Genomic DNA, 12,664 nt, shown 5'->3' with positions numbered 1-12,664 from the left:
GGAACGAAGCCGTGGGCTCGCTGAAGATCGAAAATGTGAAGAAGGCCTTCGGGCCGGTCGAGGTGCTGAAAGGCATCAACCTCGAAGTGACCGATGGCGAATTCGTCGTCTTCGTCGGCCCGTCGGGCTGCGGCAAGTCGACCTTGCTGAGGGTCATTGCCGGGCTGGAGGATTCCACCTCGGGCCGGGTGGTCATCGACGGCGCGGATGTGTCGGCCACGCCGCCGGCCAAGCGCGGCATCGCCATGGTGTTCCAGACCTATGCGCTCTATCCGCATCTGACGGTGAAGAACAATATGGGGCTGGGCCTCAAACAGGCCGGCACGCCGGCTGCCGAGATCGACCGCCGCATCGGCATCGCCTCGTCCATGCTGTCGCTGGAGCCCTATCTCGAAAGGCGGCCGGCCGAACTCTCCGGCGGCCAGCGCCAGCGCGTCGCCATCGGCCGCGCCGTGGTGCGCGAGCCCAAGCTCTTCCTCTTCGACGAGCCTTTGTCCAACCTCGACGCGGCACTGCGCGTCAACACGCGTCTGGAAATCGCGCAGCTGCACCGCCGGCTCAAGGCGACGATGATCTACGTCACCCACGATCAGGTCGAGGCGATGACGCTGGCCGACAAGATCGTCGTGCTCAATGCCGGCCGCATCGAACAGATCGGCGGTCCGATGGAGCTCTACAATTCACCGGCAAACGAGTTCGTCGCCGGCTTTATCGGCTCGCCGAAGATGAACTTCATCGATGGCGCCAGGCTCGGCGAGACAGCCAAGACCATCGGCGTGAGGCCGGAGCATCTGACGGTGGATACGAAGTCGGGTGCCTGGAAGGGCACGGTGGTGCATGCCGAGCATCTCGGCGCCGACACCAACCTCTATCTCGACTGCGAGAAGGCCGGGCTGATCACCGTGCGGATTTTCGGGGTATACGATGCCGAGCCGGGCGCGACGCTCTATGCGACGCCCGATCCGGCGAAGACGTATCGATTTGGCGCGGACGGGAAGGTGCTGAAGTAGGGCAGCGCAGCTCTCCCTCACCCAGCCTCCGCTTCGCTCGGCTGACCTCTCCCCGAGGGGAGAGGAGACTTGCGGCGCCGCTGCCCTTCTCTTCTCCCCAGCGGGGAGAAGGTGGCCGCGAAGCGGCCGGATGAGGGGGACTCATAGGGCTGCAGCGCCGGAATTCCGTAGTTTACAAATCCGCCTTGAACGTCTGCTTCTGCTGGCCCAGGCCCTCGATGCCCAGTTCCACCACATCGCCGGCCTTCAGGAACACTGGCGGCTTCATGCCGAGGCCAACGCCGGGCGGCGTGCCCGTCGAAATAATGTCGCCGGGGTGCAGCGACATGAACTGGCTGAGATAGGAAACCAGATATTTGACGCCGTAGACCATGGTCTTGGTCGAGCCGTTCTGCATGGTCTTGCCGTTGACGGTCAGCCACATCTTGAGGTTCTGCGGGTCGGCGACTTCGTCCTTGGTCACCAGCCATGGGCCGGTCGGACCGAACGTGTCGCAGCTCTTGCCCTTGGTCCACTGGCCCTGGCGCTCGGCCTGAAAGGCGCGCTCGGAGACATCATGCGCAACGGCATAGCCGGCGACATAATCGAGTGCATCGGCTTCGCTGACATATTTTGCCGTCTTGCCGATGACCACGGCGAGCTCGACTTCCCAGTCGGTCTTTTCAGAGCCGCGCGGGATCAGCACGTCGTCGTCCGGGCCGACAATGGCCGAGCTTGCCTTCATGAAGATGATCGGCTCCGGCGGCACGGTGGCGCCGGTTTCGGCGGCGTGGTCGGAATAGTTGAGGCCGATGCAGATGAACTTGCCGGTGCCGGCGACACAGGGGCCGAGGCGCGGCTTGCCGGAAACCACCGGCAGCGACTTCGCATCGAGCTTGCCCAGCATCTCCAGCGACGCGGGATGAAGCACCGTGCCGGCAATGTCGGCGACATGGGCGGAGAGATCGCGGATCGTTCCATCCGCATCGAGCAGGCCGGGACGTTCGTTCCCCACCTCGCCATAGCGCAGCAGTTTCATCTAAATTCTTCTCCTCGTTGCGGCCTTGCGGCCCTTTGCAATTCTCCGCCTGGGCGATGGCTCCTCGGGGCCGGGCGGACCGTACCCATCGAACTCGACCCCGGCAAGCGCGGACACCTGTCGAGCGGGCCGGCGCGTGGGATTTTCAGACTACCTGATCCCCGCGATGCGCCGCGATCGTCCCCGATCTGCCAGCGTCCGATGGTCAGATCGACCAGCCGCCGTCGATATTGTAGGCCTGCCCCGACGTATAGGTAGCGCCGGCCAGGTAGACGGCGAGATCGGCGATCTCTTCCGGCGTGCCGAGCCTGCCCATCGGCTGGCGGGCGATGAAGGCGGCGCGGGCGGCCTCATAGTCGCCTTGCGCGTGCATGCGGTCCTGCAGCGACGGGCTTTCGACCGTGCCCGGGCAGATGGCGTTGCAGCGTATGCCCTTGCCGACATAGTCGGCGGCAATTGCCTTGGTCAGGCCGATGACAGCGGCCTTGGTGACGCCATAGGCGAAGCGGTTCGGCACGCCTTTGCCGGCGCCGGCGACGGAAGACATGTTGACGATGGACCCGTCGCCGCGCTCCAGCATGCCGGGCAGCACGGCCCTGATGGTGCGGATCATGGCGCGGACGTTGAGGTTGAAGGCGAAATCGAGATCGCCATCCTTCATCTCCAGGATCGAGCCGGAATGGACGAAACCGGCGCAGTTGAACAGCACGTCGACGCGGCCGATCTCGGCGAATGCGGCGTTGACGGCCTCGTCGTTCAGCACATCCAGCTTGCGGGTCTTGATCCCCGGCGTCTTGGCGAGCTCGGCGAGAAGCGTCTCGTTGATGTCGGTGGCATAGACGGTGGCCCCGGTCTTGGCAAAAGCCAGCGCGCTCGCCTTGCCGATGCCTTGCGCCGCCGCCGTGATGACAACGACCTTGCCTGCCAGATCCGCCATATCTTTTCCTCGCCTGCTTGGGTCAACTGCCTTTATCGGCGGCCGGCGACGGCGTCATGTGCCAGCCAGGCGCTATCGTGCAGCCTGTCCCAGTTCACTGATAAAGATGTTTTTTCTCGTTAAAGAACATATGTCCGGGCGTCAAGCCCGAACACGATCACCAATGCGACAGCTTGGAAATGTCAGTCGCCGTAAGGCACCCAGACGTTCTTCACCTCGACGGCGCGGCGCAGGAAAGCGTCGCCGGCCGCTTCGTCCGACGCCCAGTCGAGGTTGCGGCCATTGCCGCTCCAGACGCGTTTGAGGTTGCCGATGGACTCGGCCTCCGCCTTGGCGCAGGTCTCGGCATCGGCGAACACCCAGAGCCCGTCGACATCGTCATGCTTGGCCAGCACGCCGGCAAGCTCCGCCGTGCGCCCGGTGACGATGTTGATGGCACCGGCGGGAACATCGGAATATTCGATGACCTGGTAGAGATCGGTGGCGAGCAGCGGATAGCGCTCGGACGGCACAGCGACCACCGTATTGCCCATGGCGAGCGCCGGCGCGACCAGCGAGATCAGGCCGAGCAGCGGCGAAGTATCAGGCGCCACGATGCCGACGACGCCGACCGGCTCATGCAGTGCCAGCGTCACCGCGCGGGCCGGCGGCTGGTGCACGCGCCCCTCGAACTTGTCGGCAAGGCCGGCGTAGAGGAACAGCCGTTCGATCGACTGGTCGACTTCTTCGCGCGCCGCTTTTGCATTGGCGCCGGTCAGTTCGGTCAGACGGGCAGCGAATTCGCCGGCGCGGCCCGAAAGGTTCTCGGCCAGATAATAAAGCACCTGGGAACGGTTGTAGGCAGTCGCCTCCGGCCAGCCCTTGCAGGCGCGGGCAGCCGAAACGGCGTCGCGAATATCCTTGCGGCTGCCAAGCCCGACTTCGCCGGCGAGCTTGCCCTTGGCGGTGGCGACAGCCAGCGAATAATTGCCGTCCGGCCGAATTTGCTTGCCGCCGATGAACAGTTTTGCGGTGCGGTCGATGGCCGCGCCGTCAGCCTGCTCGACGGGCTGCGCCGAAACAACCGCCGGCTTGATGACCGGGCCGAGCGGCAGCTTTGCGGTGAGATATTCGAACATGCCTTCGCGCCCGCCCTCGCGGCCGAAGCCGCTTTCGCGGTAGCCGCCAAAGCCGCAGGCGGCGTCGAACATGTTGGTGCCGTTGACCCAGACCACGCCGGCCTTCAGCTGCGGCGCGACATGGAGCGCAAGGTTGACGTTCTCGCTCCACACGCTCGCCGCGAGGCCGTAGCGCGTGTTGTTGGCAAGCTCGATCGCTTCCTCGGTGTTGCGGAAGGTCATGGTCGCCAGAACGGGGCCAAAGACCTCCTCTTGCGCCAGAATATTAGCCGGCGAAACACCGGTGGCGAGCGTCGGCAGATGATAGTAGCCCGAAGCCGGCAGTGCGGCATCCGGCTGCCAGCAGACGGCGCCCTGTTTGGCGCCCTCGGCCACGAGGCCCTTGACGCGGTCGAGCTGTGTGATGTCGACCAGCGGACCGATATCGGTGTTCTTGTCGAGCGGGCTGCCGACGCGCAGCCGGCTCATCCGCGTCTTGACCTTGGCGATCAGGGCTTCGGCGATGCCTTCCTGCACCAAAAGCCGCGACCCGGCGCAGCAGACCTGGCCCTGGTTGAACCAGATGCCGTCGACCAGGCCCTCGACGGCGCTGTCGAGATCGGCGTCCTCGAAGACGATGAAGGCCGACTTGCCGCCGAGCTCCAGCGACAATTTCTTGCCCGAGCCCGCAGTGGCTTTCCGGATGATCTTGCCGACCTCGGAAGAGCCGGTAAAAGCAATCTTCTGGATGCCGGGATGGTTGACGATGGCAGCACCCGCTTCCGGTCCGCCCTGTACGATGTTGACGACACCCTTCGGCACGCCGGCACGCTCGCAGATCTCGGCAAACAGGATAGCGGTCAGCGGCGTGAACTCGGCCGGCTTCAGCACCACCGTGCAGCCGGCGGCCAGTGCGGGCGCTATCTTCCAGGCCAGCATCAGCAGCGGGAAATTCCATGGGATGATCTGGCCGACGACGCCGACACCCTTGTGCCCGGGAAAATCCTTATCCAGCGCCTGCGCCCAGCCGGCATGATGGATGAAATGGCGGATCGCCAGGGGCACGTCGATGTCGCGGCTTTCGCGGATCGGCTTGCCGTTGTCGATCGATTCAAGCACCGCGAACAGGCGCTGATGCCGCTGCATGGCGCGGCCGATGGCGTAGAGCACTTTTGCTCTGATGTAGCCTGAACTGGCGCTCCATTTCGGCAGCGCCTTGGTGGCGGCCGCAACCGCCGCGTCGATATCGGCGACGCTGGCGTCGGACACCTTGGCCAGCAGCTTGCCGGAAGACGGCTCGCTGGTGTCGAAGGTCTTGCCGCCGGAAGCGGCTTTCCAGCCGCCGTCGATGAACAGCGCCTTGCCGAAATCGCGCGCGGCAAGCCACGCATCGCCCTCGTTGCGGGCTTCCGGCGCCGGGCCGTATTCCATGGCGTGATAGCGGTCGAGAATATTCATGGGGTGCCTCCTTCACCCTCCCCCTTGTGGGGAGGGTCGATCGGCGAAGCCGATCGGGGTGGGGGTAATTGGGTGCTCAAGCCATCGCGTGGCGGTGATTGGCCGAATAGTGCCCGGTCAGATGATGCTCGAGCTGCCGCTCTATGTCGGTCAAAAGGCTCGACGCGCCGAAGCGGAACAGCTCCGGCTCCAGCCATGGCCGGCCGAGTTCCTCCTTCATCAGCACCAGCCAGTCGAGCGAGGCCTTTGCGGTGGAAATGCCGCCGGCCGGCTTGAAGCCGATGAGATAGCCGGTTTCCTCGAAATAGGCCCTGATGGCACGCACCATGGCGAGGCCAACGGGCAGCGTCGCATTGACGCTTTCCTTGCCGGTCGAGGTCTTGATGAAATCGGCACCCGCCATCATTGCCACCATCGAGGCCAGCATGACGTTGCGCAATGTGGCGAGGTCGCCGGTGCCGAGAATGACCTTCAGATGCGCGTCACCGCAGGCGGCGCGCATCGACACGATCTCGTTGTAGAGCTCCCGCCATTTGGCGCCGAACACCAGCCCGCGCGGAATGACGATGTCGATCTCGTCGGCGCCGTCGCGCACCGAGGCTTCGATCTCCTGCAGGCGGGTCGACAGCGGTGCCAGGCCATGCGGAAAGGCGGTGGAAACGGCGGCGACATGAATGCCGGTGCCGCGCACGGCATCGACCGCCGTCGCGACGAAGGGATGGTAAACGCAGACCGCGGCCGGCCGGATGGTCTCACCCGCAATGCCGAGCCCCTCGACGATGTCGCGACGGAACGGATTGATCGCCTTGGCGCACAGCCGGCGCACGCGTTCTTCGGTGTCGTTGGAGTTCAGCGTCGTCAGGTCCATGCAGGCGACGGCGCGCAGCAGCCAGGCTGCCTGGTTGTCGGCCTTGATCGAACGCCGCTTGGTCAGGCTGGTGACGCGCCGTTCCAGCGCCGAGCGGTTGACGCTGCGCACCGATTCCATGAAGCCGAGGTCGAGCTTCATGCCGGGATTGCGCGCGATGCGATGGTCCAGCGCTGCGGGGGTGTTGGCGGCGGCACGCGCCGGCAGGGGCGTCACCTTGGTGCCAAGATCGGCTTCGCGGATTGTGCTGCTCATCTCCTGCCCTTTCATTCAGCGACTTGCGCTCATGTCTTTGTGCTCGTCGTTTTTTCCGGCACGCACAAAGATAGCCCGTGAAGTCGTGCTTCACGAGTCCTCAAGCGAGGCATAGCTGAAAAAGGCCGCAAAAGCAGCTAGTTTTTGACCGCATGGTCAAAATACGGGTTTGAGGTGCCGGCGTCCGGCTCAGCCGACGAAGGCGCGCTCGACGACGAAAGTCGCGGGATGGCTGAGCGAGCCTTCCTGGAAACCGAGGCTTTCGGCGAGTTCCTTGACGTCCTTGAGCATATGCATCGAACCGCAGATCATGATGCGGTCGGTCTCCGGATTGAGCTTCTCGATGCCGAGGTCGGCGTAGAACTTGCCGGAGCCGATCAGCGCGGTGATGCGGCCCATGCGGGCGGACTCTTCACGGGTCGTCGAATTGTAGAGCGTGACGCGCCCGGTGGTCAGTTCGCCGATCAGCGGGTCGTTCTCCAGCGCCGCCACCAATTCCTGGCCGTAGGTCAGCTCGGCATTGTCGCGGCAGGTATGGGTCAGGATCAGCTGGTCGAATTTCTCATAGGTGTCGGGGTCGCGCAGCAGGCTGGCGAAGGGCGCGATGCCGGTGCCGGTCGAGATCATGAACAGCCGCTTGGCCGGCGTCAGCGCATCGACCACCAGCGTGCCGGTCGACTTCTGGCGCATGATGACGGTGTCGCCGACCTGGATCTTCTGCAGTTCCGAGGTCAGCGGGCCATCCGGCACCTTGATCGAGAAGAATTCCAGCTCCTCGTCCCAGGCTGGGCTTGCTACCGAATAGGCGCGGAACACCGGCTTCTCTGCATTGGGCAGGCCGATCATGACGAACTCGCCGGAGCGGAAGCGCAGCGACTGCGGACGGGTGATGCGGAACGAGAACAGCCGGTCGGTGTAATGCTTCACCGAGACGACGGTTTCGGCATAGACATTGGCCGGTATAGGGAACTGCAGCGGGCGGGCGCTGGCGGTGTTGAAGGCGGATGTGGTGTTCATCAAATCCAACTTTCTGGCCCAACCAAGGACGCGGGCGCGAAACTTTCACCTGCGCGCCCGGACCGTTCAGGTCCCGGCGTACTGCTCGCACACTCCAAAGCGGTAAGCTCTTGTGTCCGGAATTTATTAGTATACAAACGATATTTGCGTCAAGATACCGTCGCGAAACACCTTTCCAAACTGTGCCATATCCGTAGTCCCAGCATTTCGGGTTTCGACAATGAAAGAGAATTTTTCGGTGCAGCCGCCGGATTCCCTGGGCAGCGTCGTGGCCGGCATCGATGTCGGCGGAACCTTCACCGACCTGCTTCTGATCGACGGCAAGCACGGCGGCAAGGTGCATATCGCCAAGACCCCGACGACGGTCGACAACCAGGCCTTCGGCGTGGTTTCAGCGCTTGGCGCTACCGGATTTTCGATCGACGGCATCGACTTGATCGTGCATGGCACGACCACCACCACCAACGCGGTGCTGGAGCGCCGGCTGGCCAAGACCGGCATGATCACCACGCGCGGTTTTCGCGACGTGATCGAGCTTGGCCGGCGCACGCGGCCGCAACCCTATGGCATGACCGGCACTTTCGTTCCCGTCATTCCGCGCAACCTCAGGCTCGAAGTGTCGGAGCGTGTCGAGGCTTCCGGCGCGGTGCGCATCCCGCTCGACGAAGCTGAAATGCGCGAGGCGGTGAAGGCGCTGATCGCGGCCGGCTGCGAATCCCTCGTCATCCATTTCCTGCATTCCTACGCCAACCCTTCCCATGAGCGGCGCGCCGCCGAAATCGCCGCCGAGCTCTGGCCGAACGGCTACATCACCACGGGCCATGCGCTGCTGTCGGAAGCGCGCGAATTCGAGCGCGGCGTGACGGCTTCGGTCAACGCCTCCGTGCAGCCGATCCTCGAGCGCTATGTCGAACGGTTGCGCAAGGAACTGGCGGCCAAGGGCTATGCCCGCGACTTCCTGATCATGAACGGCAATGGCGGCATGATCTCGGCCCGCTTCGTCACACGTGAATCGGCCAAGACCGTTATGTCCGGCCCGGCCTCCGGCGTCATCGCCGCCGCCTATACCGGAAAGCGCGCCGGCTTCGAAAACCTCGTCACCTATGACATGGGCGGCACCTCGACCGACGTCGCGCTGATCCGCAACGCCGAGCCGGCAGTCTCCAACGAGATCGAGATCGAATATGCCATGCCCATCCACGTGCCGATGGTGGCGGTGCACACGGTCGGCGCCGGCGGCGGCTCGATCGCCCGCGTCGATGCGGCCGGCCTGATCCAGATCGGCCCGGAAAGTGCAGGCGCCAATCCCGGCCCGATCTGCTATGGGCGCGGCGGCCTGGAACCGACCATCACCGACGCCAATCTGGTGCTTGGCCGGCTGGCGCCGAAGAAGCTGCTGGCCGTCGACAACCCGGTCACATCGGAACGTGTCACCGGTATTTTCGAGGACAGGATCGGCAAGGCGACAGGCCTGTCCGGCGTCGAGGCGGCGGGCGCAGTTCTGCGGCTCGGCAACATGAAGATGGCCGGCGCCATCCGCATGGTGTCGGTGTCGCGCGGCCATGACCCGCGCGATTTCGCGCTGTTCGCCTTCGGCGGCGCCGGGCCGCTGCATGCCACCGCACTGGCACGCGAACTCGGCCTGCCCCGCGTGCTGGTGCCGGCGCGTCCGGGCATCACCAACGCGCTCGGCTGCGTCGTCGCCGATCTGCGCCATGACTTCGTCAACACCATCAATCAGCCCGTCGCCGTGCTTGATGAAACCCAGCTTCATCAGGTATTGGAACGGCACCGAAACGAAGGCGAGGAGCTGATTGGCAAGGAGGCGGTGAAGCCGGAGACGATCCGCGTCACCCATTCCGCCGACATGCAGTTCGTCGGCCAGACCCACATCATCAACGTGCCTCTGCCGTCCTCAACAATCAGTCGCAACGAGCTGCAGGCGCTGTTCGAAAAGGCCTATTTCGCCCGCTTCAAGGTCGAACTGCCGGAAATCCGCGCCAACCTCGTCAACCTCAACACTTCGGTGACCGGCGTGCGGCCCGCGATCGACCTGTCGCGCCTGATCGATCCGGCGGGACGTGCCAAGACAATCGAAGAAGCGCGGCGCGAGATCCGGCCGGTCTGGTATGCGGGCCGGTGGCACGACACGCCGGTGTATGCGCGCGAAAAACTACCGCTCGATGCCGTCATCGTAGGCCCGGCGATCCTCGAACAGATGGACGCCACCACCGTGCTTGAACCCGGCGACCGCGCCCGCTCGGACGCCGACGGCAACATCATCATCGACATTGGCGAGGCCTGAGAATGCCTGACATTGATATGGCAAAGCTCGACGCCATCACGCTTTCGGTCCTCCAGGCCGCGTTGCAGCAGGTCTGCGACGAGATGGACCTGACATTCTCACGTGCCGCTTTCTCGCCGGTCATTGCCGAAGCCAATGACCGCTCCGACGGCATCTATTCGGCCGTCGACGGCTCGCTGATCGCGCAAGGGTCGCAGGGCCTGCCGGTGTTTGTCGGCGTCATGCAGTATTCTACGAAAACGGTGATCGAGATGATCGCCGACGGCCGTTGCCTGCCGCCGGAGCCCGGCGACATCTACATCGTCAACGACCCTTATCTCGGCGGCACGCATCTGATGGATGTGCGCTTCGCCATGCCGGTCTACCGCGACGGCAAGATTTTCTGCTGGCTGTCCAACACCGGCCACTGGCCCGACATTGGCGGTTCGGTGCCCGGCGGCTTTTCCGCGTCCGCGACCGCGGTCGAACAGGAAGGCCTGCGGCTGCCGCCCGTGAAATTGTTCAAGAAGGGCGTGCTCGATCCCGAGATCTACGCCATCATCTGCTCGAACATCCGCGTCGCCGACCAGCGCATCGGCGATATCAGGGCGCAGGCTGCCGCGCTGCTTATCGGCCAGGACCGGCTCAATGGAATCCTGGATCGTTACGGTAACGAAACGGTTGTCGAGGCGATCGCCGAACTGCGCCGCCGCGCCGCCGAGCAGATGCGCGCCAACATCGCGGCCATTCCCGACGGCACCTATCATTCGAAGGCCTTTGTCGATTCCGACGGTGTGGTCAACGAACCGCTGACCATCGCGCTTGCGGTGGGGAAACAGGGCGACACGCTGACCTTCGATTTTTCCGGTTCGTCGAAACCCTGTGCCGGGCCGATGAACAGCGTGCTGGCGACGACCCTGTCCTCGGTCTATCTCGCCATGCGCCACATTTTCCCGGACGTGCCGATCAGCGCCGGGGCCTTCGAACCCTTGATCGTCAAGCGGCCGGAAGGCACCTTCCTCGACGCGAAGTATCCACGGCCGGTGTCCGGCTGTGCGGCGGAAGTCTCGCAGCGCATCGCCGAGGCGGTATTCGCGGCCATGGTGCAGGCGCTGCCGGACAAGGTGACGGCGGCGCCCGCCGGTTCCAGCGGCAATTTCGCGCTGGGCGGCAACGATCCCGTGCGCGGCCGCGATTACGTCATGTACCAGATCTCCGGCGGCGGCTATGGCGGCAATTCGAGCCATGACGGCCTGACCAACGGCTGCTCGACCATCGGCATCTCCAAATCGCCGCCGGTCGAGATCATGGAGCAGGCCTTTCCCGTGCTCTACCGCCACTATGCCTTGCGCGAAGGCTCGGGCGGCGCCGGCAAGCATCGCGGCGGCTTCGGCCTCGCCTATGAGGTCGAGATCCTGCGCGGCGACGCGCGCGCCTCCTTCGTCATGGATCACGGCCGTTTCGGCCCGCAAGGCGCGCTTGGCGGCAGCGACGGCGAGCCCAACAGCGTGACCGTCTTCCGTGGCGGCGTGGCGCATGTGCCGCCGCATCTGTCCAAGGAGCAGGACATCCCGCTCAAGGCCGGCGACCGGGTGCGCGTCGGCACGCCGGGCGGCGGCGGTTACGGCGATCCGCGCGAGCGGGACGCCGATCAGGTGCAGCGCGATGTGGCGCTGGGGTACTACACCTCGGAGGAAGCCAGCCAAAAATTCGGCGTGGTCCTGTCGGCAGGCGATCTCGCCGTTGACCGGGAGGCGACGGCCAAGCACCGCGCCGGCTAACACACTCGCCATGGCGCTCACAGCGCCGTGATCGCCGCAGCACATGTCGCTTCCGTCTCCGCCGCGCGCATGAAAGCCCGTAGACTTCGCCAGTCAACGGAGATCTGGAACATGCGTCTTTTCGGTCGTTTCGTGCTTGCCGCTTCCGTCGCTCTCACCCTCGCCACCGGCGCCGCCAGCGGCCAGGACAAGCTCAGGATCGGCACCGAGGGCGCCTATCCGCCCTTCAACTATGCCAGTGCCGACGGCACGCTGGGCGGCTTCGACATCGACCTCGGCAAGGCGCTGTGCGCCGAAATGAAGGTCGAGTGTGAATTCACCGTCCAGGATTTCGACGGCTCGATTCCCGCGCTGCAGGCCGGCAAGTTCGATGCCATCATCAACATCACCATCACGCCGGAGCGGGCCGAGAAGGTCGAGTTCACCCACAAATATTACCAGACGCCGCCGGCCATCGCCGTGCCGAAGGATTCGACCATTGCAGGCACCTCGCCGGACGATCTGAAGGGCAAGGCACTCGGCGTGCAGACCGCCACCATCCACCAGAAATTCGCCGAGCAGAAATATGCGGGTTCGACCGTCAAGGCCTATCCCACGGGCGACGACGCCCGCACCGACATGGCCAATGGCCGCCTCGACGCGATGATGGACGGCTCGATCATCCTGACCGAATGGCTGAAGAAACCCGACGGCGCCTGCTGCAAGCTGCTCGGCACGCTGACGGCCGATCCGGCCATTCACGGCCCCGGCGTCGGCATCGCCCTGCAGAAGGGCAACAAGGAACTGGCCGACAAGTTCAATGCCGCCATCGACGCGCTGCGCGCCAGCGGAAAATACAAGGAAATCAACGACAAATATTTTGCCTTCGACGTCTACGGCAACTGAGACCGAAAACAAAGGCCTTCGGCGGTGTCGGTCAGCGCCGCCGTTTTTCGTGAT

At 64.5% G+C, this 12,664-nt stretch carries 9 protein-coding genes; 4 read left to right on the top strand and 5 right to left on the bottom strand.

Annotated elements, in window-relative coordinates:
• Positions 1 to 11 precede the first annotated feature (11 nt).
• On the top strand, positions 12 to 1,010 hold the full coding sequence (locus tag JG746_RS03625) for an ABC transporter ATP-binding protein (RefSeq protein WP_140890099.1): 999 nt from the start codon (positions 12 to 14) through the stop codon (positions 1,008 to 1,010).
• A 172-nt stretch (positions 1,011 to 1,182) separates the two neighbouring features.
• Here JG746_RS03625 and JG746_RS03620 read toward each other — a convergent pair whose 3' ends face one another.
• From JG746_RS03620 to JG746_RS03600, 5 genes are all read right to left on the bottom strand, one after another.
• The gene (locus JG746_RS03620; protein WP_202356929.1) at positions 1,183 to 2,028 is read right to left on the bottom strand and encodes a fumarylacetoacetate hydrolase family protein; all 846 of its coding nucleotides are present in this window, start codon (positions 2,026 to 2,028) and stop codon (positions 1,183 to 1,185) included.
• A 205-nt stretch (positions 2,029 to 2,233) separates the two neighbouring features.
• Positions 2,234 to 2,965, bottom strand: a complete 732-nt coding sequence (locus JG746_RS03615) for an SDR family oxidoreductase (protein WP_202356928.1) — start codon at positions 2,963 to 2,965, stop codon at positions 2,234 to 2,236.
• Positions 2,966 to 3,147: 182 nt separating this feature from the next.
• A complete protein-coding gene (locus tag JG746_RS03610) occupies positions 3,148 to 5,520 on the bottom strand; it encodes an aldehyde dehydrogenase family protein (protein ID WP_202356927.1) in 2,373 nt (790 codons plus the stop codon).
• Positions 5,521 to 5,596: 76 nt separating this feature from the next.
• Entirely contained in the window at positions 5,597 to 6,643 is a 1,047-nt protein-coding gene (deoC, locus tag JG746_RS03605; RefSeq protein WP_202356926.1) for a deoxyribose-phosphate aldolase, read from the bottom strand.
• Between the two features lie 189 nt (positions 6,644 to 6,832).
• Positions 6,833 to 7,660, bottom strand: coding sequence for a ferredoxin--NADP reductase (locus JG746_RS03600; protein ID WP_202356925.1), 828 nt, complete (start codon positions 7,658 to 7,660; stop codon positions 6,833 to 6,835).
• Positions 7,661 to 7,880: 220 nt separating this feature from the next.
• On the opposite strand from JG746_RS03600, the gene JG746_RS03595 reads away from it, so the two are divergent.
• The 3 genes from JG746_RS03595 (at position 7,881) to JG746_RS03585 (ending at position 12,610) form a co-directional block, all read left to right on the top strand.
• On the top strand, positions 7,881 to 9,965 hold the full coding sequence (locus JG746_RS03595; protein ID WP_202356924.1) for a hydantoinase/oxoprolinase family protein: 2,085 nt from the start codon (positions 7,881 to 7,883) through the stop codon (positions 9,963 to 9,965).
• Between the two features lie 17 nt (positions 9,966 to 9,982).
• Complete coding sequence (locus JG746_RS03590; protein ID WP_202359251.1) at positions 9,983 to 11,725, top strand: hydantoinase B/oxoprolinase family protein; 1,743 nt, start codon at positions 9,983 to 9,985, stop codon at positions 11,723 to 11,725.
• A 111-nt stretch (positions 11,726 to 11,836) separates the two neighbouring features.
• Positions 11,837 to 12,610, top strand: a complete 774-nt coding sequence (locus tag JG746_RS03585; protein ID WP_202356923.1) for an ABC transporter substrate-binding protein — start codon at positions 11,837 to 11,839, stop codon at positions 12,608 to 12,610.
• The last annotated feature ends 54 nt before the right edge of the window (positions 12,611 to 12,664 follow it).

The sequence above is a fragment of the Mesorhizobium sp. 113-3-3 genome (assembly GCF_016756495.1).
GTDB lineage: Bacteria > Pseudomonadota > Alphaproteobacteria > Rhizobiales > Rhizobiaceae > Mesorhizobium.
Note: the sequence above shows the minus strand (reverse complement) of the source record. Positions and strands in the feature narration are given on the sequence as shown.